Genomic DNA, 26,442 nt, shown 5'->3' with positions numbered 1-26,442 from the left:
TGAAAATGAGCACAATCAGGAAAGTATTGGTTGCCGGTCTGGCAGCAACCTTCTTACTGTCATTGCTTGCCGGCTGCAGCGGGGAGAAATCCTCAGACAGCAAGGAAGAGAAGGTGTTGCGAATCGGCATGTCGTATGGCGGAGGCAGCAATGATGACTCCTATTTGCGTCAGCAATTTACGGATGTCTATGAATACTCTCATCCGAATGTGAGGATTGAGTTCGTACCTGCGATCGACCAGAGTCAAAATCGGTACAGTGATGGATCTACGCAAAACCAAGAGCCGGATCTAGTGGAGAGCATGAAGAAGATTATGACCGGCAGCAATCCGGTAGATGTGATGATTCTGGATACCTCTATCTTAAGAGACTTAATCCAGGAGAATATGGTGAAGCAGCTGGACCCACTGATTCAGGAAGATAAGCTTGATACATCCGATTTTGTACCTGCGGTTATGGACGGCTTGAAGGAGATTGGAGATAACAAGCTGTACGCTTTGGCACCTACCTTCACCTCCTCGGCTTTATTCTATAACAAGAAGGCATTTCAGGATGCCGGTGTTGAACCCCCTAAGGATGGAATGACTTGGGATGAGGTGTTCAATGCGGCTGCTCGTGTGGCTAAGGGGGAAGGCAAAAGCCGCATGTATGGGTTCTCTTTTAATCGTCATATAGGCTTCGATAATTACAATGGTTTGATGACCTATGCAGAGCCGCTCCAGCTTCGTAATTTTGATGACAAGGCGGAGAAAATGACGGTGAGTACGCCGCAGTGGGAAAAGGTGTGGAGTACGATCAGCAAATATATCCGGGAAAAGGTGATCTTGGATAGCGAGGCGCTGATGGAGGAACAAAGCAATGATAACACCAATTACAATGAAGTTACTCGAGATCCGTTCTTGTCCGGACGTGCAGCTATGGTCCTTGCCAACAGCAGCTATGTGAACACGCTGAATGATGCGAATGAAAATGCCGGTAAAACGATGAAGTCATTTAAGCCGGTGGATTGGGATGTCGTCACCGCACCGGTTCACCCTGAAAAACCAGGTGCAGGTGGAAATATGTATATGGACACTCTTGCCATTAACGCGAGTGCTCCTAATCCGGATACGGCATGGGATTTCGTAAAATTCCAGGCCAGTGAGGAATGGGCAAAGCTCAAATCTCGCAGTTCGTATGAAATGGTCAGCCGTAAATCGTACATCAAGCCAGTTGGAGGCAAGGATTACAATATTGCAGCTTTCTATACCTTAAAGCCAACACCTCCAACGAGTACCAAGGTAGTAAAGTTGTATCGAGAAAAGCAAGGTCTATCTAGCATTGAAGAAATAGGGGCGACCTTCTTCCAGCAGGTGCTTGATAATAAGAAGACGCCCGCCGAAGCCCTGAAGGCATATGAGCAAAAGGGCAATGAGATGCTTCAAGCCATTAAGAACAATCCAAAAACCATTTTTCAGCCTGACGGTACACCATACGTTCCGCAGGAAAACGTGAAGTAGACAGGATGGTTTGTGGTTACTGAACGAAAATCAACAAAGGGGGAAAAACCATGAAATTAAAAAAAATTAAAAAGGTATTGGTTGCGGGTCTGGCAACGACCTTCTTGCTGTCGCTGCTTGCTGGCTGCAGCGGGGAGAAATCTTCAGACAGCAAGGAAGAGAAGGTACTGCGGATCGGTATGCTGTACGGCGGAGGCGGTGGTGACGACTCCTACTTGCGTCAGCAATATACAGATGTTTTTGAATATTCTCATCCAAATGTCAAGATTGAGTTCGTATATGCGATCGACCAGAGTCAATATCGCTATAGTGATGGACCTACGCAAGATCAACAGCCGGATGCGGTTGAGAGCATGAAGAAGATCATGACTGGCAGCAATCCGGTAGATGTTATCATGCTGGATACCTCTTCCTTAAGAGACTTGATCCAGGAGAATATGGTTAAACAGCTGGATCCGTTGATTCAGGAAGATAAGCTTGATATGTCTGATTTTGTACCCACCATCATGGACGGCTTGAAGGAGATCGGAGATAATAAGCTTTACGCTATGGCTTCTACATTCAGCTCATCGGCCTTGTTCTACAATAAAAAGGCATTCCAGGCCGCCGGTGTTGAACCGCCTAAGGATGGAATGACCTGGGATGAGACCTTCAATCTGGCCACCCGTGTGGCTAAGGGGGAAGGCAAGAACCGTATGTATGGTTTTGACTTTAGCAATTATGTGGGAGCAGAGCCTTATATGGGGGTAACTATGTATGCAGAGCCGCTTCAACTTCGTTATTTTGATGATAAGGCGGAGAAAATGACGGTGAATACGCCGCAGTGGGAAAAGGTATGGAGTACGATCAGCAAATATTACCGAGACAAGGTAATCCTGGACTCCAAAGCGCTGATGGAAGAACAGCAAAATGACAATAAAACCAATTATAATGAAGTTAGCCAGGATCCGTTCCTTTCCGGTCGTGTGGCTATGGTCCTTGCGGACAGCAGCTATGTGAATACGTTGATTGATGCGAATGAAAATGCCGGTAAAGTGATGAAAAATTTTAAGCCGGTGGATTGGGACATTGTAACCGCACCTGTGCACCCGGAGAAGCCGGGCGTGGGCGGAAATATGTATATTAATAATGCTTTTGCGATTAACGCGAGTGCTCCTAACCCGGATACGGCGTGGGATTTCGTGAAATTCCAGGCGAGTGAAGAGTGGGCGAAGCTCAAATCTCGCAGCAGTTATGAAATGGTTAGCCGCAAATCCTACATTAAGCCGGTTGAAGGCAAGGATTATAACGTTGCCGCATTCTATACCTTGAAGCCAACACCTCAAATGAGCTCCAAGGATCAGAAATTGATTACTGAAAAACCGGGTCTTAGCAGTGTTAGATATGTAGGTTCAACCTTCTTCCAGCAAGTGCTTGAGAATAAGAAGACGCCTGCCGAAGCCCTGAAGGCTTATGAGCAAAAAGGCAATGAGATGCTTCAGGCCATTAAGAACAATCCCAAAACCATGTTCCAACCTGACGGTACGCCATACGTTCCGCAGGAAAACGGAAAATAAAACCGTTAAGCCGCCGAATTAAAATCGGCGGCTATTTTTTTGTGCAATCGGGCATCCTTAGGGATAGTGGAACAGAGGATTTACAGCGAATTCATCAAGAAAGCGAGCGATTGGATTGGCGATGTCATGGGTTTATTATAATAAGTTGTATAAGTCAAGATTTCAGGCAGGCTGCCTGGCCCGGCGCCTTGAGCATGATGGGTGGATTTATGGATTTGGGGATATGAGAGAAATTGAGGTGTACCGGTCCAGAAAAGGAAAATATGGCGTTCGCTTTTTACCTTGAATTTAGACTTGACGAATCTAGAGGATATAGGTTATATTAATTTATGTCGCTATTTAATGACGCGGGGTGGAGCAGTCCGGTAGCTCGTCGGGCTCATAACCCGAAGGCCGCAGGTTCAAATCCTGCCCCCGCAATTATAGTTTTTCTGGAACGAGGGCCCTTAGCTCAGTTGGTTAGAGCACTCGGCTCATAACCGATCGGTCGCAGGTTCGAGTCCTGCAGGGCCCATTAAGCGATGAAGAAGACCCTTTGCCACAGGCAAAGGGTCTTCTTTATGTGTTAGATAATAATCAACAGCAGACATGCTGATCTCCTTCTGTCTCTTTCTCGTCTAAACTTAGACAAGGCTAGTCAGGTGAAAAGGATAACGAGAGGGGAGGCCCTCTGCATTTATGGCCTAATCGTGACCCTAGTATTTAATGGGACTAATCCTGACAATGTAAGGACATCCGCATTATGCATTCGGATACAACCGTGACTGACTTCTTTTCCTATCGAGGATGGGTCATTAGTGCCGTGAATCCCGTAATGCGGCTTAGAGAGACCCATCCACATGACCCCAAACGGCCCGCCAGGATTTGGCTGTTTGTTAATAATGGTGTACTCCCCCGATGGAGTTTGGGTGACCATTCGCCCTATGCCTACCGGAAAGCTTCTAACGACAATATTGTTATCAAGCAGATAAAGCATCCGGTCAGATAAATCCACGATAATACGATAATTTGGCAGAGCTAACGCCTCCTTTTTGTATTATTCTATGTACGTGGCTGAAAATATGGGAATTGGGCTGTGACTGCCCTAAAGTGAAGGTTATTAGCGGGAAGTATTATAAGGAAGACCAGGAGAAGTCAGGCAGGGATGAGTTTCACTTGAGACTCATTGGGACAAAAAATAAGGAAATGACAGTGCAAAGCCGCCCAGGACATGGGCGGCTTTGCCTATTTAGGAGCAGAATCACGCATGCTTGTGAATCCCCCCTGGTCTCTCAAATGAACCCTAGTAACGCTCCCGGTGCTCTACCAAGTCGATAGCGCCCAGCACGATATGGGCAAGACCAAAGCCAAGGAGACCCGTAGCGGCAAGTTTATACTTGCTGTTCAGCAGGGAAGCGGCAGATGCAGACACGACAGTTCCTAACACAGTAGGAATTAAACCTTCGCGCATCAGTAACACTCCTTTTGAATGGGGTTTGAAAGACGGTATTATTTTTAAACCTGGGTTCAGGAAATATACATGGGCAGGAAGAATACATAAAATTAATTCAATTGCAAAGGGTATTGTTAGAGGGAATTTATGCTGATTTCAAAAAAAATTTGAGTAAATATTATAATTCCTTTAAAATTATAAGTAAAGTAGAGAAAAAAGGGGTTGAATGCATGGTTCATAAACACAGGAAAATTACACCTGCTGAATTTTTGATGAGGTTCCTGCTCATCACAGTGGGTGCGGTTCTTGCCGGAACAGCGCTGGAAGTTTTTCTCGTAAACAACACCATTATCGATGGAGGAATTACTGGCGTATCCATCGTCCTCGCTAAGGTTACTAAAATGCCTCTCGGTATATTCCTTTTCGTCATTAACTTGCCATTTCTCTTTATTGGTTATAAGCAGGTCGGCAAAACATTCGCTTTTTCATCTCTATATGGGATTGTGGTCTTATCAGTGACGACTACCTTAATGCACCATTGGAAGCCGGTTACAGATGAGAAGATTCTGGCCGTACTGTTTGGTGGTCTTCTACTCGGTTTCGGAGTCGGTATTGTGCTTCGGGCCGGCGGTTCAACAGATGGTGCCGAGATTTTGGCGATTCTGATCTCTAAGAAAACGAACATTCCGGTAGGACAGATCATTCTTGGTATTAATGTAGTGATCTTTATCGTGGCTGGGTTTATCCTCGGTTGGGATTCCGCCATGTATTCCATATTCACCTTCTATATTGCTTCCAAAGTGATGGATATTGTCGTGGAAGGTCTCAATGAGTCGAAATCGGTTACGATTATTTCCAAGGAATATGAAGAGATTTCTCAAGCGATTATGGATCGCCTGGGCAGAAGCACGACTTATATTTATGCAAAAGGCGGATATTCACAGGAAGACACGCAGATGATTTATTGTGTAGTGACAAGACTTGAGGTGGCGAAGCTGAAAGCCGTGGTACAGGATATCGACCGTAGGGCTTTTATCGCGATCGAGCATGTCTCAGATGTGTCGGGCGGTAATTTCTCTAAGAAAAGTATTCATTAAACAGGCAAAGCTATACGTCAAATTGTGGCTTACAAAAAAACCTTACCCCAGCTAGTATGGGGTAAGGTTTTTTGCTTTATATAGATTGAACTAAAGTTTTACATTGAATTTTCTGTTATCACGGCCTAATACGGCCCTATAACGTTCATTTCTTTAGTTCATTCTATATATTTAGAAAGATTCCATTACGAAATATAAAATAACGAGCAGGACAGTGGTTCCGAAGAAAAATAGACCGGTGCGCTTTAATTCCTTGATCATATGCTGGTGCTCCGCGATGTCCCTTTGTTGTTCCTTGGTCATCGCAAGCTCTGTTCCTGTTTGCTGTTCCTTCAAAGGTATAACCTCCTTATGATTTGAATTCAATTCAAACCATAAGGTGCTGACACGAAGGTACTCCTGAATTTCAAAGGCTTAAGCAGCAAATGCTTTAATAGGATCGGAATGCAGGAGAGTAAGAAGAGAGCTGCTGCTTGCCATAAGCAGTCTTCGTTCCTTCTCCCCATATAGAAGGGTTTAACTGGAACAGCAAGGGTTGGAAAGGCTCCCTTTAGGCCATGTGGAACAAAATGTATCGTCTTATGAAGCTCAGAAGGAGACTGATCCAGAGTGAAATGCTGAGAAGCAAGTTCCCTGTGACCAGGAAATGTAATCGGCAAAATGACCAGAACACATAGTAAAGGAACAATATACAGCTGTACATAGTGTTTAATCCACTGGCGCATTATAGCCTCCAATATAGAATGAACTATAGAAATAAATGTTGTAGGGCCGTAGCAGGCCGTTATATATAGAGAGATCAATGTAAAACTGTAGTTCAATCTATATAGCAAGGGAATAAGCCCATCTTATAGGTAATAACATGCGGTGTCAATGTGTAAGGTACAGCAGCTTGAACAGGCCGATTCCCAATACATGCATGACTAGAAAATGGAGGTGTGAAGATTCTAAGAACAGGGTAATTATTTTTAAGAAATTCGACATGAAAAATCATTGAAAATTCACGAAAACTAAGCAATAATAACTATGCTAAATTTTAACTATAGATACGTAGAGGAAGAGTGAGAAACCATGTTCGAGAGATTAAAACGTTTGCTGATTGGCAGACCAATGAAGTCCAATGAGCTGGAAGGAGAGAGGCTTAGTAAGCTTAAGGCGCTGGCTATTCTATCTTCAGATGCGTTATCCTCAGTAGCTTACGGAACAGAACAGATTTTACTAGTGCTCATTGCGGCGGGATTTACGGCTCTCTGGTATTCTCTGCCTATTGCACTTGCTGTACTGGGTCTGTTAGCGATTCTAATTATTTCTTATCGTCAGACCATCTTCTCTTATCCTTCGGGCGGTGGAGCTTATATCGTTGCTAAGGATAATTTAGGGAAGGCGCCCAGCCTCGTGGCAGGAGGGTCACTTCTTGTCGATTATATTCTGACGGTAGCCGTGAGTTCTTCGGCAGGGACAGATGCGATTACCTCGGCATTTCCATCGCTGCACGACCATAGGGTGCTAATTGCCCTCATCATGATTATTTTCTTGACCATCTTAAATCTTCGGGGAGTGACTGAATCCGCCTCCGTATTAGCCATTCCGATCTATCTATTTGTTATAGCAATCTTCGTGCTGATTGTGAGCGGAATTATTAAATATATGTCAGGAGGAGTTCACGCAGCACATCCCGAATTCGGAGCTGCGGTCTCCAATGCAAGCTTGTTCCTGCTGCTCAAAGCGTTCAGCTCAGGGTGTTCGGCACTAACCGGGGTTGAGGCCGTATCGAATGCCATTCCTAACTTTCGGGAGCCTGCAGCAAAAAATGCAGCCAAGACGCTCTTAATGATGGGTTTGATTCTGGGCGCCATGTTTACTGGAATCACCCTTTTAGCTTATTGGTTCGGCATTCAGCCTACTGAGAAATCGACAGTCATTTCACAAATTGCTGAAGCGACATTCGGCAGAGGCGCATTGTATTTCATTATTCAGGGCGTGACGGCTGTCATCCTGTTCCTCGCTGCCAACACAGCTTATTCTGCGTTCCCGTTGCTGGCTTTCATGTTCGCGAAGGATAAATATATGCCGCATATGTTCATGGTTCGTGGAGACCGGCTAGGCTTCTCTAACGGAATTCTGTTCCTTAGCATATTTTCAGCTATCTTAGTTATTGTATTTGGTGGGAATACGGAGTCCTTGATTCCATTGTATGCAGTCGGGGTGTTTATTCCATTCACGCTGTCCCAGCTCGGAATGATGATGCGATGGGTGCGGCTGAAGCCGGATGGATGGGTGATCAAGCTTGCAATCAATACGATCGGCATGCTGACAACCTTATCGATTACCCTTATTTTCGTGATTACCAAGTTCACACAGGTTTGGGTCATCTTTATTTTCTTGCCTTTGGTGGTCTACGTGTTCTATAAGATTAGAGCGCATTATGATAATACGGCGGATCAATTAAGAATCAATCTGCAAGAAGATAAGCCGAATCCCAAAGGAAACACGATTATTATTCCGATCTCGGGCATTACACGAGTTGTGCTGAACACGGTAAGCTATGCTAAGACCCTGTCGAATAATGTAGTGGCCGTGTATATCGGGTTTGATGATGAATCCATTGCCAAGATGGAAAAAAAGTGGGCGGAGTGGGATCCAGGCATCCGGCTGATTGTACTTAAATCCAGATACCGCAGCATCATGCGCCCGCTAATGAAGTTCATTCAGACGGTCGAGTGGAAGAAATCAGCAGAGGATCATATCACCATCCTGATTCCGCAGTTCGTAACCAAGCATTGGTGGGAGAATGTGCTTCATAATCAGACGAGTATTATGATGCGGGCATATTTTATAAGATACAAAGAAGTAATTGTAACTACGGTGCCATTCCACTTGAAGAATTAGCCTTAAAGTTCAGTATAAAAATGCCGGGTACAGACCCTATTCTGATCTGTACCGACACAGCATAAAGACTAGACACGAATGTCGAGGTTTCTCCCTACATTAGGATCGACAGCGCAATCAAGCAGCTTTAGCAGGAACATACAAAAGGAGAAGAGCTTAGTGCTCTTCTCCTTTTGAGTGTGCGCCCGGCATGGGCGATAACTCGGCGGTGAAAGTCCGCTACAGGCTTGGCAGTAGGAACTGTTAGCTGAAGGCAAGGGTGTCCGCCGCGAGGCGGAATCTGAAGGAAGCCGGAGGCAAACCCTCGGTCTGACGAACAGAAATCACATAGAAGGCATCATGGGACGGACGAGCTTGCACTACAAAGCAAAGTCCAATACTGCCCGAATCCCATGGTGTAAATGTGGCAGATAGATGAGGGGAAGGTTATCGCTCTTACCCGGGGAGGTCTCACAGACGACAAGTAGGAAAAAAAAACCGAAAGACGGAGTAAAGCTTGCTGTGAGAAGTCAGCAGAGGCCATAGTACCCGGAAGGTTTTTTTTTCGGGGAAGGGCCGAACAATCGTAAGTCTCGAGTACATACCGAAAGGAGAGCTGACGCGATGAAAGCAGAATACCGAAAGGGCTACCTGCAAAGGGATAGCGTGGAACGCGAAGAGCATGCGGGAGTGCGGAGCGCCGGCACTCGGGAACGTAAAGAAAGAGGCGGTGCAACAGACCTGCTGGAGCAGATTCTGGACAGAGACAATCTGAACAGAGCCTACAAACAGGTCAAACGCAACCATGGAGCGCCAGGAATCGACGGAATGACCGTAGAAGACGCGCTACCCTGGCTGCAGGAACATAGAGACGAGCTGTTGCAAAAGATCCGGGAAGGCAGATACAAGCCCAGCCCAGTACGGCGCAAGGAAATTCCCAAAGCAGATGGAAGCGGAGTACGGAAGCTTGGCATACCCACGGTCGTAGACCGAGTGATTCAGCAGGCAGTCGCCCAGCAGCTCCAGCCCCTGTTCGAGCCGCTCTTCTCGGAGGGAAGCTATGGCTACCGCCCCGGTCGGAGCGCACAACAGGCCATTCGCAAGGTGAAAGACTATGCAGAACAGGGATACGGCTACGCAGTAGAAATCGACCTCTCCAAATACTTCGACACGCTGAATCATGAGCTGCTTATGCATCTTTTGCGCAAACAAATTCAGGACAGACGCGTAACCGAACTGATTAAGAGATACCTGAAAAGTGGGGTTATGGAGAACGGGGTGCACTGCAAAACAGAAGAAGGCTCCCCTCAGGGAGGCCCCCTGTCGCCGCTTCTGGCGAACATCTACCTGAACGAATTTGACCAAGAGATGAAAGGCCGCGGAGTGAACGTCATCCGCTATGCGGACGATATTGTGGTGCTTGCCAAAAGCAAACGGGCAGCGGTGCGGCTACTGGAATCCTGCGGAAAGTACCTGGAGACCAAACTGAGACTCCAGATCAATACGCAGAAAAGTAAGGTCGGTAGCGTAGTGGCTCGAAAGCACTTCAAATTTCTCGGCTTTGCCCTGGGAAAGAACAAGAACGGCATGTATATCCGTGCCCATGGACAATCCCTCGCAAAAGCGAAGAAGAAGTTGAAAGAACTCACAAGTCGCAGCCAGGGCAGAAATGTTCGCCAAGTCATGGAAAAGGTAAAAGTCTACATTCGGGGATGGATTGGTTACTACTATGTGGCCGACATGAAACGGATCCTGCAAAGCTGGAGCGAATGGTTGCGAAGACGACTGCGGATGTACATCTGGAAACAGTGGAAAAAGCCGCGAACAAAAGTACAAAACCTGCGGAAGCTGGGGATACCGGAATGGCAGGCTTACCAGTGGGGCAATTCCCGTCTCGGGTACTGGCGCATCGCCGGAAGTCCAGTGTTGTCTCGTTCCATAACAAACAAAAAGCTCGTACAGGCAGGATATTATGACTTTCCTGCGCAATACGAGCGTTTACGTAAATTGCACTTATGCGGTTGAACCGCCGTATACCGAACGGTACGTACGGTGGTGTGAGAGGTCGGCTACTCATCTAATGAATAGCCTCCTACTCGATTGGAGGACTTGGAAAGATCGGGCACAGGCTTACCGGTGGCATCCTCCTGGATCTTGTCCATCATATCCCCGACCGCTTCATCAATCATATCGGTTGGAGCGGGCCGCTTGGGATCCGGATCGGGTATGGAATTAAACCCCGGTTCGCGTTCTTCAGGATTTACTGACTTCATAGATACCACCCTTTCTATTATGGGACTAGGTTGCGCGATGCGGTGACGGTATATGTACCCAGTAAACGAAATAAAGGAAAGTGAATCATGGGCTATCTGGAGCCGGACATGCTTGCAGTACTTCTTCCACATCCTGAAGACGTACAAAAAGCTGCGGTATCTCGGTGAGTCCATGTCGTGAAGCTATGTGGGCTAGACGGATGCCAACCTGATTAGGCGCTGAAGAACGGGCGACTAAATCTTCCAGCAGGACGGTGACGCCTTCCAGATCACCAAGGTCTTCATCCTCAATCGGTTCAAAAGGTCCGGATAAGGGAATATACAAAATATCTGGGGGGCTCCATTCCGAAGACTCCAGCCGGACAAGCAGAACAGAAGGGTGAATGCGCTCAGTATCAAAATAAGACAGTACATGAATTTGCGGCATCTAGGATTCTCTCCCCTCCAGCTGATGATACAGCTTGTCCAGCAATTTCTGAGTCTCTTCGGTCCATGAAGATTTGCTGAGGACACTGTTAGAGCTAGGATTCAACGCTTTGGCTGTCTCGTTCTGCCATACATGCTGCAGGATTCTTCCTTGCATTTGTTCAATTCGGCTTCTGGCTAAGGCGGCGGGGAGCTTGAACTCTTCGGCCAGCATATCGGCTGCCTCCTTCTGATGATCGGGAAGCTCGAGCTCACGGATCATGAAAAAAGGGGCGGCCGCATAGAGGGCAAACCGGTCGGCTTCGATCTCCTGCTGCTCCAGGAAGAGACGAGGCATCAGTTTTTGGTTGCCAGCATGTCTCAGCACATGGCAGAGCTCATGGAAGAACACCTCGCGCTGCTGTCTTGGCTCCATCTTCTTATCGAGAAAGATCACGTAGGAGATATTGCAGGAGAAGGGATTTCCTTCATAATATACAATATCAATCTCGAAGGCATCTGCCACCTGGTCAATATCCAGATCTTCTGGCCTCAAAAAACCATGCTTCTTATAAGCGGACGATATGGATTGTTCCAGCTCAGTTTCTTGATAGAGAGTTAAATCCATTTTCAAATTCCTCCAGGTACAGAATATATGTTCGTATTATAGATGAAAAAGAATGCCCTTTAGTGTTGAAAGGGCAGGCAGTTAGCAGCTGTTAGGAGTGTCGATCCTCCAGCAGCCGCTTTTTTTGTTCCCGATAGGCCTTGAGGGCCGCCTCCATGACTTCGATCTCATCTGGACTGTACTTATCCGGTCCACCGTAGAAAGCAAGCCCGGATTCATCCGCAGAGGCACGGGGGACAGAGGTTCGGCCGAGCAAATAATCGGTGTCCACGTCCAGGATGTCAGCAATTTTCTTAAGCGTAGCGGAATCAATGGTCCGCTTTCCCGATTCATAGTTGCCGTAACCCTGACGGGTAATACCGAGCTTGTCGGCCATATCTTTATGGGTTAAATTTCTTGCTAATCTTAACTCGGCTAATTTGTCTGTTAACACCAGATCACCTCGTCTATCTACTTATTATTATAACCCATTATAGAGTTTAGGCAACATATAGTTTCCTTATTTGGGTTGACAGCAACAAATTGTTGCCTATAATTAAGAGTATGAGGCAACGAAATGTTGCTTAATCAATGATGGACGGAGTGATGGTCTTGGGACAAACCAGAACAGAGACATTCTCTTTAATGCTTGAACTGCCTGCTATTAATCGTGAAGCGACTCGACGCCGTGTGGAAAATGAACTAGGACGGATACGAATGTACCGCCGGATGGGGAGCGTTCGCAGAGAGGCTGCGACGACAGCTAGTTATGAAGCCCGCCTGCATGGAGCAACGAACCGAGTAAGCAAGCCTTCGGAGACTGTTGCCATATGGAATGTCGATAAGGAGACGGAGCTGGCCCGGCGGTCTCAGATGATGGACAAGGCTCTGGCCTGTCTGAATGAGCTGGAACGAGAATTAATAATGAAGCGTTATCTAGAGACGGACGATACTTACGATTATCTGATCTGTGGGGACCTGGGTGTTAGTGAACGTAAATATCGCCGGGTCAAGGCGGCAGCCATTGCTAAGCTGGCATGGGCTTTGCAGCTTGAGGTTCCCGCGATAGGATAGGAAGATCGGTAATATAGAAGTTAAACTTATAGCAAATCAGAGCGGCCTAGCGGTTATTCGGGAAGGGGCAGCTCAGAAAGAGAAGGACCGGCTTAAGGAAGGCCGGTCTTTTGTATTGTAGAGGGAGGATTCTGTTGTGGCCGGTTTGTGGCCGGCTTGTGGCCGCATCCTGGCCGTTCATTTGGAGAAAAGGGTGCTATGATTATATCATCAAAGAATTATGGAAAGCAGCATTACGCAAAGCAATCAGCTTATGAAGAGGGACCGGCCTAAGTTATGGCCGGTCCTTTGTGTTCCGCGTAAGAAATGCTCACATAATGCTTTGATGACGGATTCTATCAGAAAGGAGACTAAGATGAGAACTGCGATGAAGCAGCATCTGGCTGAGCACTTCAGCGAGCTGGAACGAAGAGTATATGATCTTCAATCTCCTCAGGCTTTGACGGGCTATCCTGCGGCCATGGTGCTGATGGGCAGCAGCGGCTCCGGGCTTCCCGGCAGGGGCGAGAGGCAATCCGTGGTGATTCGCCTTTATGCTAAGGCCGGGGGCTTTGCGGAGATCGACCGGCTGGGAGAGAAGCTGATCCGCCTTTTGCATGAGCAAAGCTTCACTACAGAGGAAGGGAGCGTCTTCCGCTGTCGCTATTTAAGCGAGAAGGGTTCTGACACACGGGATGAAGCGCTGGAGTTGTCCGTTCGTGAGTATCGGTTTGCTGCGGATGCTCTTATTAGTGAGGCACCAACAGACGGCGCAGATCTCTGGCTTGACGCACTGGCTCTCTGGTCGGAGCAGCAGCTTGGCGGAGCATGGACCGGCTGCCGAGGAAGCTGGCCGCCGGACTACTCCCTGCCGGCTGTGCTATGGCGGGTAACGGGCTGTGAGGTCAAGCCGGCTGGCGGGGCTGCTATCGAGCTTCGCAAGCAGCTCGCCGGACACGTGCTGGGTCGCAGCGAAGCAGAGGAGCAAGCCGCGGTGCTTGCCTTGGCCACGGCACTGGGTGAACAGGGCAAGATTCCGCTGTCCGCTGTCAGCAAGGCCTATATGACAGCCGAAGAGATCCGTACCGACCTTCAGGCAGATCCGCTGAGCCATGGCCAGCTTACGCTGACACTGGCCCGGCGGGTGCCAAGACCCGAGGTGCCTGCAGCGCTGATGCAGCAAATTCATTATTCTAAAGCAGAAAGGTGAGGAAAGGATACATGTCAGCTAAAAAACCATCTATTGAAGAAACAAAATACACGCTCCAGGAACTTGAAGCAGAGGCTGAAGCACTGTTCAATGTGCGCCCTGAAGTGCTTCAAGGAGCCTTCTACGGAGCACAGGAAACCGAGCATACCGTAGAACAAGCCAAACTCAAAATTCAACAATTTATGAAAGCGATGGTGAAGTAACATGGCAGGAGGAACATGGAATCAGATGGACGAGAAGCTGTTACCGGGATTGTATATGAATTTTCAGGCTGCGGCGGCCTCGGCAATTCAGCCGGGAGCGCGGGGAACGGTTGTGGTTCCCGTTAAGGCCGATTGGGGTCCTGTCAGGGAATTTGTTGAAATCAGCAGTGAGCAGGGAATTCGCCAGGCTTTCGGCGCTCAAATTTCTGAGAAGGCGACCGCTGCAAGCTCGCTGTACTTGGCGCTGCTAGGTGGGCCGAAGAAGCTGTTCGCCTATCGTTTGGCCGACGCTTCGGCCAAAGTCGCGGAGCTTAAGCTAAAGAGCAAGGACGATAAAGATCTTCTCCTGCTTAGCGCTAAATATCCTGGCGCCAGAGGCAACAGCTTCCGCATGACCGTACAGCCAAGCGTGACTGACCCGGCTGTGAAAGAGATCAAGCTCTATGAAGGCACGGCGCTGCTAAGAACCTTCAATGCAGGCAGCGGCTCCGCTGAAGCAGCCCGTGAGGCGATTAACGGGGACAGCGAGAATGTGTGGGTTACGGCTCAGGCTGCGGCAGATGCGGCGGATAGCACGCTCGCCGAGATTGCTTCCGCAGCATTTGCAGGCGGCGCAAGCGGCATTGACAGCCTGACCAATGCGGACTACATTGCCGCTCAGGCTGCGCTGGAGACGCAGAGCTTCGATGTGCTGGCCCTGGACGGTGTAACGGACAGCGCCTTACAGCAGAGCTTTGCGGCTTGGACCAAGCGGGTCCGCCAGGAAGGCAAGCAGGTGCTGCTCGTGCTCGGCGGTTCCCTAGCGGATGATACCGCAGCTAAGGCGCCGGCCTTGGCATCTGCGCGTTCTGCCCTGCTGAACCATGAAGGCATCATCAATGTGGGGACAGGAGCCCGCCTGAACGGAACGGACTACAGTTCTGCCCAAATTTCTGCTTACGTTGCTGGGCTGATTGCCGGTCAGCGTCTGAACGAGTCGACCACCTATGCGGTGACGCCGTTCGAGGATGTCACCCGCCGCTGGACGCGCACCGAACAAGAGGACGCCGTGCGTGGAGGCGTGTTCATCCTGTTCCATGACGGGCGCCAGGTTAAGGTGCTGCGAGGCATGAACAGCCTGATTACGCCGCGGAGCGGGCAGAACAAAGGCTGGTCCAAAATCCGCACCGTGCGCGTCATGGACGCCATTACCTCCGACCTGCAGCGCTCGGCAGAGGAAACCTATATCGGCCGTGTGAACAACACAGAGGAAGGACGTCTTGCGCTGATCGGAGCCTGCAAGGCTTATCTGGCCCAGCTGGCAGGCAGCGGAGTGATCGAGGCAAACGGCTATGATGTCACCCTGGACCCGGCTTACTATGGGCCTGGAGCCAGTCTGACTCCGCAGCCGGACCAGGTGTACCTGCAGTGGAATGCCCGTTTGACCGATGTAATGGAGCAGCTTTTCGGAACCTTTTACGTACAGTAAACCCATATTAATGAGATAAGGAGAGATCGACGATGTTAGACGCTTCAAGAGTGATTCTGGGAACCTATGGCCAAGCCTATATTGATGGGGTATGGCAGACACATATCAACAAGCTGGAAGCTAGTGTAGAGATGGAGAAGCGGGAGCTGAACCTGTGCGGCAGCGACTGGAAGGTGCACAAAAGCGGAATTAAGAAAGGCACGGGCACAATGAGCGGCTATAAGGTGACCTCGGACATGATTCGCCGCGGCTTCACCAAGTTCGAGATCATTACCAAGCTGGAGGACCCGGAAGCCTACGGTCATGAGCGTGTGCGCTTAATAAACTGTTCACCGGACAAGATTCAGCTGGCCAACTGGACTGCAGGGGAAGAAGTGCAGGAGGAAACGACCTTCACCTTCGAAGGCTACGAGCTGCTGGATCCGATTACAGCGAATTAAGAGGGACCTAGGATACTTGGCGCAAGGTGTTCAGAAATATACCCATGATGAAAATGGAGGATACAAGCAGATGAACGAAATGGAACAATTGAATGAGGAACAAATTCTGGATGGTCTCTTCGAAGCGGCGGATAAGCTGCCGGAAGAGGCCGTTTATATTCAGCGCCTGGACCTGCGGATGATTCTGCGGGGCCTTACTTCAAGCCGGGTTGACAGCATTCGGGAACGCTGCACGGTACGCAGAACGATTAAGGGACGCACAGAGGAAAAGGTGGATACCGAGGTGTTCAACGCTCTCCTGATCTCCGAATCTACAGTCCGACTTGAGGTCAAAGGGCTGGAGCTAACGGGCTGGGGGGATTCCCGCATCACTTCCCGCTTAAAGCTGTCTGGCGGAGAGCAGGCTGTACGGCGGATGCTGCTGGCCGGAGAGCTCGATGCGGTCGGCGATAAAGTGCTGGAGCTGTCCGGCTTCGGGGTCGATATTGATGACTTAAAAAACTGATCGGCTCCGGGGGAATGACGACGATGCTGTACCATCTGTGGGTACGGCATCACCTTCGTCCCGGAGAGTTCAGAAGGCTCCCCCGCGGGGAGCAGATGCTGCTGATGGCTTTTACGCAACAAGAGCTTGACGCGCAGGCTGGTAGCGATAGCTTTGGATAAGGAGGTGAAGCAAGAATGGCAGATGCCATGAGCAATTTAAATCTTGATACAGGCAGCCTTGTTAAGGCAAACAATCAGCTCAGGGCTATGGATAAATATATGGCCAGCATTGAGAAAAAGGCGAATTCGATGAGCCGCAACGGGCTTGCCCGGCAGATCACCCTGGTAGACCGGTTGACCGAATCTGTGAAGCGGCTGGATCAGGCGCTGCGGCGAATTCGGGAGCAGGACTTATTCAAGCCGGCAACGATGAAGCTGGCGGTTCAGCAGAAGGTACAGGTTGAGCTGGCCGGCTTAGCAGGTTTGTTAGACAAGCTGTCCAAGGCAGGCCAGAAAGGAAATGCGCTGCCTGTCAGTGTGGCCCAGACCAGTGTGCAGACCGCTACGCAGGCGATCACCATTGTCAACCAACCGCCACAAGTATCTGTAGCCGTAACCTGCAATTGCACCTGCAAGGGTGAGAAGGAGGAGGATAAAAGCTGGTTTGATCACTTGAAGGATGGGGTTGATTTCGCCAACAGTATTTATGAACTAAAGGACAACCTCTTGGATACAGGTAAGAAAGTGAAGAAATGGAATAAGAATCGCAAGGAGAGGAAAAACGGCCTGCCTACTGAGGAAGAAGGGGGCAGAACGAAGGCAAAGTCCAGGTCCAGGTCCAGGTTCGGAAACAGACCCAAATCAAAGACTTCATCCGACTCCGGCAGCGGAGGATCTTCCTCCCGAAACAACTCCAAATCTTATCCTTACCGCCAAAGAGCTTCTTCTTCTCCACTAGAGGATACGGTGCTCAAGGAATCGCCAGCCGCTCCTAAAGGAGGGAAGCTCCAGGGAGCCCTAAGCGCTACTGGCAAAGGGCTGCGTAAAGCGGGAAGCGGACTTAAGAAGGCTGCAGGTGGCGTGTGGAAAGGACTGAAGTGGGCTGGGAAATATGGAGGAAAGGTGCTAAAGCCCTTAGGAACAGCGCTTGATGTTGTGGATATTGTAAAGAGTAAAAATGCCGAGGAGCGCGGAGAAGCGATCGGCTCAAGTGCAGGCGGCTGGGGCGGAGCCGCGATGGGCGGGGCCATCGGTACGGCGATTTTCCCCGGCGTAGGCACAATTATCGGCGGTGCGGTCGGCGGGTTGCTGGGCAGCTTCGGTGGCAGCAAGCTGGGCAAGTTTATCGGCGGCTTATTTTCTCGTAAGAAAAAGAAGAAAAAGGCCGAACCGTCTCCAAACCGATTGAGAGCGATTAATCGGCCCGCAATCAGTGCACTTGCTGCGAATCCTGCACTCCAGACGGCCCCTGAGGCCATTGGCCTCGCGGGTCTTGGAGCTGCGGCTAGCGGTGCGGCGATCGGCTTTGCTGGCGGGGCAGGAGCGTCAGCTGCAAGCCCAGCTATCCCTCGCAGCCGAGCTGCTGCTCCCGTTCGGCCGGGTGTATCCGGAACGCAGACCGTACAGATCAGCGATGTGCAGATGAATACACTGAGCAGCCTGGTCAGCGGCCTGAAGATGGAAACCCAGCAGATTCAGGTTAACGTTCCGGTAGGCGCCGTGCAGATTGAAGTCAAGGACAATGAGATCGATATTGCAGCCATATCGAAGCAGGTTAGCCAGCAGATTGGGGCGGAATTGAAGCGGGCGCTGGAGAACCGCAAGCAGCCGGCATCTTGAGGCCGGCAAAGGAGGTGAGCATGTGGACTTTATTTTGAAGGATGGGAAGGGCAAGAGTTTCTGGTTCCCGGTCAACCCTGAAGAAGTCAACATTTTCAGGGATAAGGGGATGGAGACCGTAACCCTGTTATCATCCGGTGAATTCGATCTGCCGCAGGGAGAGAAGGTGAAGGAGATATCCTTCTCTTCTTTTTTTCCACAGCAATATGATGAAGGATACTGCCGTTACATGAACATACCTGACCCCATGGAGGCAATGAATCAGCTGAATTTGTTCCTCTTATCCAAAACACCGCTCCGCTTCATGATTACGGGAACAGGCGTCAATGTGCCGGTATGGGTGACCTCCCATAAAACAACGCTTCGGGGAGGGGAAACGGGTGATGTCTATTTCGACCTGACCTTACGCACCTGGCGGGAGCTCAAAGTAGGCAAGATCGCAGCGGCTTCCAAAGGGGGGAGCAGCGTGACTGCCGCCCGGAACCGGGCTGATTTGAAGACAAGTCCCAAGATCTATACGGTTAAATCGGGGGATTCTCTGTCCAAAATCGCTAAGCTGGAACTCGGTTCAAGCGCTCGCTGGAATGAGATTTACAAGCTGAACAAGACGGTGATCGGCAAAGATCCGAACCGGATCAAGCCGGGGCAGAAGCTGGTGATGCCGTGAGCTATAAGGTGATTTTGCAGAATAAATATGATCTCACCCCCCTGGTACAAAGCATCTCGCTTAAGGATTCCCTGGAGCAGATTGCTTATCAAGGAAATGTCGAGCTGGTGGCCGGAGCAAGCATGCCTTCGGTTACCCCTGGGGATGAAATCCGGATCAGCGGTGTGCCGCTGGGGAAGACGGAGATGGTTCCTTTGCTTCATCCGGCGGTGGTGTGGGACTGTGACAGCTCAAGCAATAACGGTGCCAAGCGGATATCGCTGACGCTCTATGACCGCACGATTTATTTGGACAAATCGGAGGACGAATATCTTTTTCCGAAAAATCAGACAGCGTCCCAGAGGGTTTGGAAATATGCCGCCGATTGGAAAATCAAGCTGGCCAGCGTGCCTGACACAGGGAAGAAGCTGGGGAAGGCGGTATACCGTTCGCAGACCATCCATGCGATGATGACCGCCGACCTTCAGGAGACGGCCAAAGCCGGCGGAGATTTATACCATCCCCGTATGACGCCCTCTGGGCTGGAGCTGTACAAGCTTGGCAGCAATAAGACGGTTTATGTACTGGATCAGAATGAAGAGGTCAGCCAATCCAGAACGCTGGAAGGGGCCGTAACCCAGGTCAAGGTGATCGGGGTCTCCGAATCTGCGAGTGATTCGGCCGCATCGAAGGTGCTGGCCATTGAATCCAAAGACAAGGACAAGTTCGGTACCCTTCAGGCATTGGTGCAGGATGACAAGGTGAAGACAGCGTCTGCTGCTAAGACCTTGGCAAAAGCGAAGCTGAGAGGTATTCAGCAGACGTTCACGGTAGCAGCGCCTGACATCAACATCATTCGAGCAGGGGATGCAGTCATGCTAAACGGGATGCGCTTGATCGTGACAACGGTTAACCACCAGCTGGGCAGCCCGGGCAGTATGACACTTGAGCTGGCAGCCTATGAAGATGTGAGAAGGAGGTATTACCTTGACGGATAACGAACAGAACAGCGGCTTGGCGGAGGCAGTACATTCTGCCGTTAAGCGGCAGACGCGCTCAGCGCTGGCTCAGACGGGTGCGGTGCTGGGTACGATGACCGGAACAGGCCTGAAGCTGGATGATTTCAAGCACGAAATTCAGGATTACTTAGTGGCCGAGCTGCCGGGGAAGCTTAAGCTTCCTGAGCTGAAGCTCTCTGGCACGGTACAGGGACTGCGTGACAGTACCGGCGATCTGGTTGGCGGCAAGGGAGAGTTTGAATTCGAGCCCGCTGAGATTGAGAAGGCTGCGCTTGATCTGGACGGGGGCTTTGCCCCCGGTGACCGCGTGCTTGCCCTGCGGCTGAATGGAGGCCGTGATGTACTCGTGATGTGTAAGGTGGTGGAGCGGCATGCCTGAGCTGTTCCCTGAGGACATGGAATTTTACGATGATTTGGCGGCGAGTAAAAATGGAGACTTGACGGAGCCGGCGGCACAGCCGGTCCCATTCGGACGAAGCTGGCGCTTTGATTATGATGCCGGGGAATTTGTGCTCACACCTACCGGCAAGGCCGCAGTGGCTGCCGGAACGGATGCTTGGCTGGAATGGTGCCGCAAGGTGCTGCACACGCCCAGGTACCGTCATCTGATTTATTCGCGAAGCTATGGGCATGAGCTGGACGAGCTGCTGGGCTCGGGTCTTACCCGGGCAGCTTACGAGAGTGAAATCCGCCGGATGGTGGAGGAGGCTCTGCTTGCCGATCCCCGGACAGCCAGTGTGGACGGCTTCGCATTTACTTGGGCGGGTGAAACCTGCTCGTTCACCTGCCGGGTGACGAGTGAACGGGATGAATCCGCCTCATTATCGGGAAGTGTGGTGATCTAAGTTGGCAGAACTGCCGATTTATTTGCAAGAACAAACAGAAGAACAGATTATGCAGCGCATGCTTGCACGCATTCCCTCCGATATTGACAAATCGGAGGGTTCTTTTATCTGGGATGCCGCCGCGCCGGCGGCATTCATGCTGTCCGAGGCAGCGCTCTGGGCTCAGCAGGTGCTGGAGCGTGGGTTCGCCGAGACCGCGTACGGCGAATATCTTGACCTGCGGGCGGCCGAGCACGGACTGACGCGCCGGGCGGCCGTCTCAGCTTCCGGCCAGGTGCTCTTCACGGGCACCGCTGGCCGGGTCGTCCCGGCGGGCACGCTGGTGGCGACGCCTGCGGACGAGCTGTCCGGCGAGCCGTCGGCGGAGTACGAGACGACCGCCGCCGTTACGCTGGACGAATCGGGCAGCGGCTCCGCCCCGATTCGGGCCGTCATCCCGGGGCGCAGCGGCAATGTGCCGGCGGGCACGATCACGGTGATCGCCTCCCCGGTCAGCGGGGTCACGGCCGTGACGAACCCGGCCGAGACGCGAGGCGGAACAGATACCGAGGCCGATGAGGCGCTGTTGGAGCGCTATTATGCCAAGGTGCGCCATGCGGGCACCAGCGGCAATAAAGCGCAGTACATGCAGTGGGCCTCGGAGGTGCCCGGCGTTGGCGGCGTGCAGGTGCAGCCGCTGTGGAAGGGGCCGGGCACGGTCGGCATCTATTTGCTGGATGCCGAGAAGCGGGCTGCGGCGGCGGACATTGTCGCCGCCGCCCAGCAGGCCATTGATCCGACGCAGGACGGTCAAGGGGAAGGGCTGGCCCCGGCGGGCGCGGTGGTGCATCTGATGCCCGCCGAAGAGGTGCCGGTCAATGTCAGTGTCCGGCTGACCTTGGCGTCCGGCGCTGTGCTTGCCGACGTCCGCTCGCTGATTGAGAAGGGAGTGCGGGCTTACTTGAAGCAGCTCGCTTTTGCCGATCCGCTGGTTCGGACTACGCGCATCGCAGCGGTCCTGCTCGACATTCCGCCGATCATTGACTTCAGCGAGCTGACCGTGAACGGTCTGGCTGATACGAATCTTGAGGTCGGCACAGGTCAAGTTGCTGTACTGGGGAAGGTGGATGTGCATGAGTGATTTTGCCGTAACCAGCCCTAAGGGGAAAGAGCTGATGTCTTATCTCCCGGCCTACTACGAGACCTCGCGGGTAATAAAGGCCGACATGCAGTCCAAGGGCATGGAGATGGACCTGTTCTATCTCGCGCTGAGCGAGACGCTGCAGCAGTTCTTCGTCCGCACTGCTACCTGGGGGCTGGAGCGGTGGGAGCGAGAGCTGGGCATTGTGACGGAACCGCTCAAGCCGCTGGAGCAGCGGCGGTCCGTGGTGGAGTCGAAGCTGCGCGGAGCCGGCCGGTTTACAGGCCGGCTGGTGAAGAACGTGGCCGAGGCGTATGACGGCGGTGCGGTGGACGTGTCCTTTCGGCCGGAGGCGTGGAGCTTCACGGTCAAGTTCGTGGACACGCTCGGCCTGCCGCCGAATATCGACGATCTGAAGGCGGCGATTGAGGAAATTAAGCCAGCGCATATGGCGGTGGAGTATGAGTTCCGTTATCTGCTCATTCGGGACGTGCATGAGCAGATGACGCTGCGTGAGCTGGAGGCGAAGCCGCTCACACTGTTTGCTTTTAACCGAGAGGAGGGCCAGCATGGCTGAAACTACGAATTTGAAGCTGTATAAGGTAGACCCGGCGGTGGACGGGGAGAAGACGTTCAACATTGATAAGATGTTGAACGAGAACTGGGATAAGATTGATGAAGCGGTGGCTAATGTTAATCCGGACCTACCGGATGCTTCACTGGAGCAGAAGGGGATTGTTCAGCTGTCGAGTGATTTAGATAGCGATGCGGAGGATAAGGCGGCTACATCCAAGGCATTGAAGGCGGCTAATGAAGCTGCGAAGAAGTATTCTGATAAGCAAAGTCTGACTTTTAAGGGACACTTAGCTGCGGGTACCGATTTGGATACTGTTACTGAACCGGGGGTATATCAGTTAATAGAAGCGGCAAAATATACTAACATGCCTGCATCCGTTGACTGGACCATATTAGAGGTTATCGTGGGAGGCGTAGGTATACATGGACCGTATATTTTACAAAGAGTAGTCTCAGTAACCACACATTCGATAATGTTTAGAACGAGGACCGAAACAATGTGGAATAATTGGACTATGGTGGCCACCTCAAATTTAGATTGGCAAAAAGCAAAGCTAACGACAGATGATTCAAGAAACATTCTGATAAACGGGCATGATCTGAATAATTTGACAGCGACCGGATTTTATAACGGGAGTAATCTTACGAATGCACCTACATCTGCTAACGAATATGAATGGTGGTACATTGAAGTTCAGTGTCACTCGTATTCAAATGATTATGTTCTGCAAAGAGCAAGTAGGCTTACTAACGGCGGCGTTCCCACACTGTATCAACGTCAAAGAGACAATGGTAATTGGAGCGCTTGGAGTCCAGATCTTTTTCAATCTGGCGTTAATGCTAAGGCAGGGATTGTGGATGCCATTAACGCCATGGGAGGTAGCGCATCCACAAATGATGACTGGGCCACGATGGCAAGTAAAATTCAGACATTATCCAAGTCGGGTATCATAAATGTATCTTTTACTAAAGAGTACACCACTGGGAATGTGCCTAATGGCATAACGGATGTGGAAATACTAAGGATGCCTAATATGTTGAAATTCATGTCGTTTAGGGGGCGATTATACTTCAAAGGGTACGAACCTCCAAGCAACGGTAATTACACACAAGCTAGAGTGATTCTTAAAGATATCAAGGGTGAAGTAACTACAATTGACTATGATAACCCTTCAATTATTAGAGGGCTTCAACTTGATATGATAAACAATTTAAAGACAATATGGTTTGATGATCCGTATAACTCTAGCTCTAGTAGTATAAGAATGTTTAGCGGCACTATGGATATGCCTGCTAATTTTGATCTCAATAATCCAATTACTCTTTGTTTTCGTACAATTATTAATAACCCAAATGCACTTCCTACAGAAAGAAGCGCGTATCTGAGCATTGATGGACATCTTTATTATGGATAGGAGGAATCACACATGTCAAAAGTAACGAAGTATGTAATTTATGAAAAGTTAACAGACCATATAGGTAATGTACAAGCAGTTATTCAGCAGCCATATCCCGAGCAAATTGTGGATAATGGTATGTACATTGAGCGAGACATTCCGCAGCGTGAGGAAGTAATTAATATGGATCCCTATCTGCGAATCAATTTAGAAACACAAGAACTCTATTATGATTATATCGCCAGGGAAACTTTTGAGAGCCGAACACGGGCACTACAGGCAGAGAACGATGCTCTTAGAGCCAGAGACATTGAAAATCGTGAATCCATAGCTTCACTCTATGAAATGCTACTTAAAGAAGCTAATGCTTAAGCTTCTTACCGGATTTGCACTTTTGAAAGGAGGCGAACTATTTATGCAAGTGTTCGTAACGATTTACGTATCGTTAATCGTCGCCGGACGCCGGACCATTGAGCAAGTACCGGCCAATCTCCGCGATGCAGTAAAAACAGATCTGGACGCGCTGAACGGCGCAGCCGAATAGACCGCGCTATACTGGCAGCGGTTATTTTATGCCCTCGAACCCATTCGAGGGCATCATTTTTTCCACAGAAAAGGAGGGAGAGGATGCAGGAAGGAGTTAACAAAGTGGATGAAGAAAATGCCAAGCTTCTTGTAGATATTCAAATTCAGCTAGCGAGAATTGAGAAGACGCTAGAGGTCGTGCCAACCTTGGCGGCAGCTGTGGAGACGCTTAGGGAAATTGCAAGGAACGCGGATCAGTCGGCGAGGTCGGCACACCAGCGGTTAGATGTGCTTCAGACGGCGAAGGAGATAGCGGATGAGGCACTGCGTACGGCTCAAGCGGCCATTGCCGAACAGGAGGCCCAGAAGGATGACCAGGAATGGTTCAGGCGAACCTTCTACGGTGCCATGATTACTGGATTTGCCGGTCTTATCGTTTCCGCGATTATTGCTGGGATCAAGTTGGGCGGGAGTTAACGATATGGAGACGATTTCAAACGACATCCTAACCCTAGCTGCCCTGGTTGCCGCCTATGTTGGCGTGGTCCGGGGCTTTGGGTTGCAGGAAAAATGGCTTAACATCGCAGCCGTGTTGATCGCGGCTGTTTTTGTGCTTGTGCCCAGCTGGCTCCAGGATAAGCTGATCCTGGTATCCATCGTCGGACTTTCCGCCACTGGGGCTTATCAGTTCGCGAAGAAGAAGGAGTGAACAACCTATGCAGAAGAGTAATGCTAACAATGCGCAAGGCATTGATGTTTCTCACCATAACGGCAGCATTTCCTGGGATCAGGTGCGTGCGGCAGGCAAGAGCTTTGTCTTCATCAAGGCGTCCCAAGGGATAAGCTACCGTGATCCCAAGTTTCTGACGAACGTTAAGGAGGCGCGCCGTGCAGGGCTGCTGGTGGGCGCCTATCATTTTCTGGATGCTACCTCGGCAGCAACTGCTAAGGCGGAAGCCTCTAATTTTCATTCAGCTATGCAGGCGGCTGGAGGCCCAGCTGTTTTTGAACTTCCTCCCGTGCTCGATTATGAGGACAACCCGGGCAAGCTGAGCAAGGTGCAGATTACCGCGGTTGCCGAAGCGTTCTTGACCGAGATTGAGCGTCTCACCGGGCGGAAGCCCCTTTTATACTCAGGCAATTCGTTTGCTGGAAATTTTGAGGCCAAGCTAAGTAAGTATAAGTTATGGGTAGCCCGTTACAGCACAGAGGTTCCTTATACTGTGCCTGCCTGGAGCGCATGGTCATTTTGGCAATATAGCAGTAAGGGGAAAGTAGCGGGCATACAGGGGAATGTAGATTTGAACGAGTATGCAGGAACAGTGGAGGAGCTGTACGCCGCGTTCGGTGTGGGTGTTAAGGCAGGAGAGAAAGACTCTGACAAGCAGGATAAAGACTCAGGCCACAAGACCCCGCCGCTCTGGAAGGAGCAGGGCCGCCAATGGCTGATCAAAAAGCTGGGGCTCAGCGAAGAATGGGCCAGTGAAGACCCTATTGATATCGGTACTTTGGGGACATTGTTGTCTCGCTTTCACACTTAAACTAACTTGAATACTCCCTCTTTTTAATTTCTCCCACTACGTGTCCCGAGGCTTTTTTTCTATAGGCAGGAGGCAGATACCCAAGCACTTCGGTCGTTTCAACATATGGTATCGTGTAGTCAAAATCAAAGGAGGAATCAGCATGAGTGGAGTTGTAGGCGGAGTTGGATGCGGACCTGCTCCAAGCCCGGGTCCAGGCCCTGTAGTTGGTGGCATCTGGACATCAACAGGTACGATTTTGGTTCTGTTCATCCTGCTGGTCATCATTACACGGTCTTTTTTCTTTTAAAAAGCCAACTATAATTTAATGAATTATTGTAAAAAGGCGGGCTTTTGG

The 26,442-nt window shown here is 50.4% G+C and carries 33 protein-coding genes and 2 tRNA genes; 28 read left to right on the top strand and 7 right to left on the bottom strand.

The annotated features are described in order from the left end of the window. Nucleotides 1-5: 5 nt before the first annotated feature. The 4 genes from DCC85_RS14630 to DCC85_RS14615 all read left to right on the top strand — a co-directional run bounded on the left by DCC85_RS14630 (nucleotide 6) and on the right by DCC85_RS14615 (nucleotide 3,569). Nucleotides 6-1,499: an ABC transporter substrate-binding protein gene (locus DCC85_RS14630; protein WP_325048382.1), complete on the top strand. Its 1,494-nt coding sequence runs from the start codon at nucleotides 6-8 to the stop codon at nucleotides 1,497-1,499. Between the two features lie 50 nt (nucleotides 1,500-1,549). Further along, nucleotides 1,550-3,055 (top strand): ABC transporter substrate-binding protein, encoded by a 1,506-nt coding sequence (locus DCC85_RS14625; RefSeq protein WP_108466260.1) that lies wholly within the window; start codon nucleotides 1,550-1,552, stop codon nucleotides 3,053-3,055. 346 nt (nucleotides 3,056-3,401) lie between these two features. Beyond that, a tRNA-Met gene (locus DCC85_RS14620) sits at nucleotides 3,402-3,475 on the top strand. A 20-nt stretch (nucleotides 3,476-3,495) separates the two neighbouring features. Then, nucleotides 3,496-3,569 (top strand) — tRNA-Ile (locus tag DCC85_RS14615). A 162-nt stretch (nucleotides 3,570-3,731) separates the two neighbouring features. Here DCC85_RS14615 and DCC85_RS14610 read toward each other — a convergent pair. After that, entirely contained in the window at nucleotides 3,732-4,070 is a 339-nt protein-coding gene (locus DCC85_RS14610; RefSeq protein WP_108466259.1) for a L,D-transpeptidase, read from the bottom strand. A gap of 267 nt (nucleotides 4,071-4,337) precedes the next feature. Beyond that, complete coding sequence (locus tag DCC85_RS14605) at nucleotides 4,338-4,505, bottom strand: asparagine synthase (RefSeq protein WP_108466258.1); 168 nt, start codon at nucleotides 4,503-4,505, stop codon at nucleotides 4,338-4,340. A gap of 212 nt (nucleotides 4,506-4,717) precedes the next feature. On the opposite strand from DCC85_RS14605, the gene DCC85_RS14600 reads away from it, so the two are divergent. Next, nucleotides 4,718-5,584, top strand: coding sequence for a YitT family protein (locus DCC85_RS14600; protein WP_108467887.1), 867 nt, complete (start codon nucleotides 4,718-4,720; stop codon nucleotides 5,582-5,584). Between the two features lie 171 nt (nucleotides 5,585-5,755). Here the strand turns inward: DCC85_RS14600 and DCC85_RS23030 are convergent, their stop codons facing one another. After that, on the bottom strand, nucleotides 5,756-5,920 hold the full coding sequence (locus DCC85_RS23030; protein ID WP_159081892.1) for a hypothetical protein: 165 nt from the start codon (nucleotides 5,918-5,920) through the stop codon (nucleotides 5,756-5,758). A gap of 735 nt (nucleotides 5,921-6,655) precedes the next feature. Here DCC85_RS23030 and DCC85_RS14590 point away from each other — a divergent pair. Together DCC85_RS14590 and ltrA are read left to right on the top strand one after the other, a co-directional pair. Continuing rightward, nucleotides 6,656-8,473: an APC family permease gene (locus DCC85_RS14590; protein ID WP_108466256.1), complete on the top strand. Its 1,818-nt coding sequence runs from the start codon at nucleotides 6,656-6,658 to the stop codon at nucleotides 8,471-8,473. Between the two features lie 603 nt (nucleotides 8,474-9,076). Beyond that, nucleotides 9,077-10,477, top strand: coding sequence for a group II intron reverse transcriptase/maturase (gene ltrA / locus DCC85_RS14585; protein WP_108463800.1), 1,401 nt, complete (start codon nucleotides 9,077-9,079; stop codon nucleotides 10,475-10,477). A gap of 44 nt (nucleotides 10,478-10,521) precedes the next feature. Here ltrA and DCC85_RS14580 read toward each other — a convergent pair whose 3' ends face one another. The 4 genes from DCC85_RS14580 to DCC85_RS14565 form a co-directional block, all read right to left on the bottom strand. Beyond that, nucleotides 10,522-10,725: a hypothetical protein gene (locus DCC85_RS14580; protein WP_108466255.1), complete on the bottom strand. Its 204-nt coding sequence runs from the start codon at nucleotides 10,723-10,725 to the stop codon at nucleotides 10,522-10,524. An 85-nt stretch (nucleotides 10,726-10,810) separates the two neighbouring features. Next, nucleotides 10,811-11,152 (bottom strand): hypothetical protein, encoded by a 342-nt coding sequence (locus tag DCC85_RS14575; protein ID WP_108466254.1) that lies wholly within the window; start codon nucleotides 11,150-11,152, stop codon nucleotides 10,811-10,813. After that, nucleotides 11,153-11,758 carry an ImmA/IrrE family metallo-endopeptidase gene (locus DCC85_RS14570; protein WP_108466253.1) on the bottom strand — a complete coding sequence of 202 codons (606 nt, stop codon included), beginning with the start codon at nucleotides 11,756-11,758 and terminating at the stop codon, nucleotides 11,153-11,155. A 91-nt stretch (nucleotides 11,759-11,849) separates the two neighbouring features. Continuing rightward, complete coding sequence (locus DCC85_RS14565; RefSeq protein ID WP_234414188.1) at nucleotides 11,850-12,191, bottom strand: helix-turn-helix domain-containing protein; 342 nt, start codon at nucleotides 12,189-12,191, stop codon at nucleotides 11,850-11,852. A 158-nt stretch (nucleotides 12,192-12,349) separates the two neighbouring features. Between DCC85_RS14565 and DCC85_RS14560 the strand changes: the two genes are divergently transcribed. The 21 genes from DCC85_RS14560 to DCC85_RS23020 all read left to right on the top strand — a co-directional run bounded on the left by DCC85_RS14560 (nucleotide 12,350) and on the right by DCC85_RS23020 (nucleotide 26,394). Further along, on the top strand, nucleotides 12,350-12,811 hold the full coding sequence (locus DCC85_RS14560; protein WP_234414187.1) for an ArpU family phage packaging/lysis transcriptional regulator: 462 nt from the start codon (nucleotides 12,350-12,352) through the stop codon (nucleotides 12,809-12,811). A gap of 355 nt (nucleotides 12,812-13,166) precedes the next feature. Then, on the top strand, nucleotides 13,167-14,000 hold the full coding sequence (locus DCC85_RS14555) for a hypothetical protein (RefSeq protein WP_159081891.1): 834 nt from the start codon (nucleotides 13,167-13,169) through the stop codon (nucleotides 13,998-14,000). 11 nt (nucleotides 14,001-14,011) lie between these two features. Further along, the gene (locus DCC85_RS14550) at nucleotides 14,012-14,203 is read left to right on the top strand and encodes a YqzN/YkzM domain-containing protein (protein WP_108466250.1); all 192 of its coding nucleotides are present in this window, start codon (nucleotides 14,012-14,014) and stop codon (nucleotides 14,201-14,203) included. Nucleotide 14,204: 1 nt separating this feature from the next. Further along, nucleotides 14,205-15,671 carry a phage tail sheath family protein gene (locus tag DCC85_RS14545; protein ID WP_108466249.1) on the top strand — a complete coding sequence of 489 codons (1,467 nt, stop codon included), beginning with the start codon at nucleotides 14,205-14,207 and terminating at the stop codon, nucleotides 15,669-15,671. Nucleotides 15,672-15,703: 32 nt separating this feature from the next. Then, nucleotides 15,704-16,111 (top strand): phage tail tube protein, encoded by a 408-nt coding sequence (locus tag DCC85_RS14540; protein WP_108466248.1) that lies wholly within the window; start codon nucleotides 15,704-15,706, stop codon nucleotides 16,109-16,111. Between the two features lie 70 nt (nucleotides 16,112-16,181). Next, nucleotides 16,182-16,616, top strand: coding sequence for a phage tail assembly chaperone (locus DCC85_RS14535; RefSeq protein ID WP_108467885.1), 435 nt, complete (start codon nucleotides 16,182-16,184; stop codon nucleotides 16,614-16,616). Nucleotides 16,617-16,639: 23 nt separating this feature from the next. After that, a complete protein-coding gene (locus DCC85_RS23025) occupies nucleotides 16,640-16,777 on the top strand; it encodes a hypothetical protein (RefSeq protein WP_234414186.1) in 138 nt (45 codons plus the stop codon). 15 nt (nucleotides 16,778-16,792) lie between these two features. Next, nucleotides 16,793-18,436 (top strand): hypothetical protein, encoded by a 1,644-nt coding sequence (locus tag DCC85_RS14530; protein WP_108466247.1) that lies wholly within the window; start codon nucleotides 16,793-16,795, stop codon nucleotides 18,434-18,436. A 22-nt stretch (nucleotides 18,437-18,458) separates the two neighbouring features. Continuing rightward, nucleotides 18,459-19,103, top strand: coding sequence for a LysM peptidoglycan-binding domain-containing protein (locus DCC85_RS14525; protein ID WP_108466246.1), 645 nt, complete (start codon nucleotides 18,459-18,461; stop codon nucleotides 19,101-19,103). Further along, complete coding sequence (locus tag DCC85_RS14520) at nucleotides 19,100-20,080, top strand: XkdQ/YqbQ family protein (protein WP_108466245.1); 981 nt, start codon at nucleotides 19,100-19,102, stop codon at nucleotides 20,078-20,080. Before DCC85_RS14525 ends, DCC85_RS14520 begins: the two co-directional genes overlap by 4 nt. Nucleotides 20,081-20,096: 16 nt before the next feature. Further along, entirely contained in the window at nucleotides 20,097-20,480 is a 384-nt protein-coding gene (locus DCC85_RS14515) for a hypothetical protein (RefSeq protein WP_108467884.1), read from the top strand. Further along, on the top strand, nucleotides 20,473-20,946 hold the full coding sequence (locus DCC85_RS14510) for a DUF2634 domain-containing protein (protein WP_108466244.1): 474 nt from the start codon (nucleotides 20,473-20,475) through the stop codon (nucleotides 20,944-20,946). Before DCC85_RS14515 ends, DCC85_RS14510 begins: the two co-directional genes overlap by 8 nt. Nucleotide 20,947: 1 nt before the next feature. After that, nucleotides 20,948-22,066 (top strand): baseplate J/gp47 family protein, encoded by a 1,119-nt coding sequence (locus DCC85_RS14505; RefSeq protein ID WP_108466243.1) that lies wholly within the window; start codon nucleotides 20,948-20,950, stop codon nucleotides 22,064-22,066. Then, nucleotides 22,059-22,643, top strand: a complete 585-nt coding sequence (locus DCC85_RS14500) for a putative phage tail protein (RefSeq protein ID WP_108466242.1) — start codon at nucleotides 22,059-22,061, stop codon at nucleotides 22,641-22,643. The genes DCC85_RS14505 and DCC85_RS14500 overlap by 8 nt, the downstream gene beginning before the upstream one ends. Further along, complete coding sequence (locus DCC85_RS23180; protein WP_199909926.1) at nucleotides 22,636-24,057, top strand: pyocin knob domain-containing protein; 1,422 nt, start codon at nucleotides 22,636-22,638, stop codon at nucleotides 24,055-24,057. Before DCC85_RS14500 ends, DCC85_RS23180 begins: the two co-directional genes overlap by 8 nt. A gap of 12 nt (nucleotides 24,058-24,069) precedes the next feature. Next, the gene (locus DCC85_RS14490) at nucleotides 24,070-24,411 is read left to right on the top strand and encodes a hypothetical protein (RefSeq protein WP_108466241.1); all 342 of its coding nucleotides are present in this window, start codon (nucleotides 24,070-24,072) and stop codon (nucleotides 24,409-24,411) included. Continuing rightward, complete coding sequence (locus DCC85_RS14485; RefSeq protein ID WP_108466240.1) at nucleotides 24,404-24,583, top strand: CD1375 family protein; 180 nt, start codon at nucleotides 24,404-24,406, stop codon at nucleotides 24,581-24,583. The genes DCC85_RS14490 and DCC85_RS14485 overlap by 8 nt, the downstream gene beginning before the upstream one ends. A gap of 83 nt (nucleotides 24,584-24,666) precedes the next feature. Further along, complete coding sequence (locus DCC85_RS14480; protein WP_108466239.1) at nucleotides 24,667-25,041, top strand: hypothetical protein; 375 nt, start codon at nucleotides 24,667-24,669, stop codon at nucleotides 25,039-25,041. Between the two features lie 4 nt (nucleotides 25,042-25,045). Continuing rightward, nucleotides 25,046-25,273 carry a hypothetical protein gene (locus DCC85_RS14475; protein WP_108466238.1) on the top strand — a complete coding sequence of 76 codons (228 nt, stop codon included), beginning with the start codon at nucleotides 25,046-25,048 and terminating at the stop codon, nucleotides 25,271-25,273. A 7-nt stretch (nucleotides 25,274-25,280) separates the two neighbouring features. After that, nucleotides 25,281-26,105: a glycoside hydrolase family 25 protein gene (locus tag DCC85_RS14470; RefSeq protein ID WP_108466237.1), complete on the top strand. Its 825-nt coding sequence runs from the start codon at nucleotides 25,281-25,283 to the stop codon at nucleotides 26,103-26,105. Between the two features lie 142 nt (nucleotides 26,106-26,247). Next, entirely contained in the window at nucleotides 26,248-26,394 is a 147-nt protein-coding gene (locus DCC85_RS23020) for a hypothetical protein (protein ID WP_159081888.1), read from the top strand. Nucleotides 26,395-26,442 lie beyond the last annotated feature (48 nt).

This window comes from Paenibacillus sp. CAA11, assembly GCF_003060825.1.
Taxonomy (GTDB): Bacteria; Bacillota; Bacilli; order Paenibacillales; family Paenibacillaceae; genus Fontibacillus.
Note: the sequence above shows the minus strand (reverse complement) of the source record. Positions and strands in the feature narration are given on the sequence as shown.

Coding starts and splice junctions, on each gene's coding strand:
- DCC85_RS14630 (WP_325048382.1), top strand. CDS start 6: ATGAGCACAATCAGGAAAGTATTGGTTGCCGGTCTGGCAGCAACCTTC.
- DCC85_RS14625 (WP_108466260.1), top strand. CDS start 1,550: ATGAAATTAAAAAAAATTAAAAAGGTATTGGTTGCGGGTCTGGCAACG.
- DCC85_RS14605 (WP_108466258.1), bottom strand. CDS start 4,505: ATGCGCGAAGGTTTAATTCCTACTGTGTTAGGAACTGTCGTGTCTGCA.
- DCC85_RS14600 (WP_108467887.1), top strand. CDS start 4,718: ATGGTTCATAAACACAGGAAAATTACACCTGCTGAATTTTTGATGAGG.
- DCC85_RS14590 (WP_108466256.1), top strand. CDS start 6,656: ATGTTCGAGAGATTAAAACGTTTGCTGATTGGCAGACCAATGAAGTCC.
- ltrA (WP_108463800.1), top strand. CDS start 9,077: ATGAAAGCAGAATACCGAAAGGGCTACCTGCAAAGGGATAGCGTGGAA.
- DCC85_RS14580 (WP_108466255.1), bottom strand. CDS start 10,725: ATGAAGTCAGTAAATCCTGAAGAACGCGAACCGGGGTTTAATTCCATA.
- DCC85_RS14575 (WP_108466254.1), bottom strand. CDS start 11,152: ATGCCGCAAATTCATGTACTGTCTTATTTTGATACTGAGCGCATTCAC.
- DCC85_RS14570 (WP_108466253.1), bottom strand. CDS start 11,758: ATGGATTTAACTCTCTATCAAGAAACTGAGCTGGAACAATCCATATCG.
- DCC85_RS14555 (WP_159081891.1), top strand. CDS start 13,167: ATGAGAACTGCGATGAAGCAGCATCTGGCTGAGCACTTCAGCGAGCTG.
- DCC85_RS14550 (WP_108466250.1), top strand. CDS start 14,012: ATGTCAGCTAAAAAACCATCTATTGAAGAAACAAAATACACGCTCCAG.
- DCC85_RS14545 (WP_108466249.1), top strand. CDS start 14,205: ATGGCAGGAGGAACATGGAATCAGATGGACGAGAAGCTGTTACCGGGA.
- DCC85_RS14540 (WP_108466248.1), top strand. CDS start 15,704: ATGTTAGACGCTTCAAGAGTGATTCTGGGAACCTATGGCCAAGCCTAT.
- DCC85_RS14535 (WP_108467885.1), top strand. CDS start 16,182: ATGAACGAAATGGAACAATTGAATGAGGAACAAATTCTGGATGGTCTC.
- DCC85_RS23025 (WP_234414186.1), top strand. CDS start 16,640: ATGCTGTACCATCTGTGGGTACGGCATCACCTTCGTCCCGGAGAGTTC.
- DCC85_RS14530 (WP_108466247.1), top strand. CDS start 16,793: ATGGCAGATGCCATGAGCAATTTAAATCTTGATACAGGCAGCCTTGTT.
- DCC85_RS14510 (WP_108466244.1), top strand. CDS start 20,473: ATGCCTGAGCTGTTCCCTGAGGACATGGAATTTTACGATGATTTGGCG.
- DCC85_RS14500 (WP_108466242.1), top strand. CDS start 22,059: ATGAGTGATTTTGCCGTAACCAGCCCTAAGGGGAAAGAGCTGATGTCT.
- DCC85_RS23180 (WP_199909926.1), top strand. CDS start 22,636: ATGGCTGAAACTACGAATTTGAAGCTGTATAAGGTAGACCCGGCGGTG.
- DCC85_RS14490 (WP_108466241.1), top strand. CDS start 24,070: ATGTCAAAAGTAACGAAGTATGTAATTTATGAAAAGTTAACAGACCAT.
- DCC85_RS14485 (WP_108466240.1), top strand. CDS start 24,404: ATGCTTAAGCTTCTTACCGGATTTGCACTTTTGAAAGGAGGCGAACTA.
- DCC85_RS14480 (WP_108466239.1), top strand. CDS start 24,667: ATGCAGGAAGGAGTTAACAAAGTGGATGAAGAAAATGCCAAGCTTCTT.
- DCC85_RS14475 (WP_108466238.1), top strand. CDS start 25,046: ATGGAGACGATTTCAAACGACATCCTAACCCTAGCTGCCCTGGTTGCC.
- DCC85_RS14470 (WP_108466237.1), top strand. CDS start 25,281: ATGCAGAAGAGTAATGCTAACAATGCGCAAGGCATTGATGTTTCTCAC.
- DCC85_RS23020 (WP_159081888.1), top strand. CDS start 26,248: ATGAGTGGAGTTGTAGGCGGAGTTGGATGCGGACCTGCTCCAAGCCCG.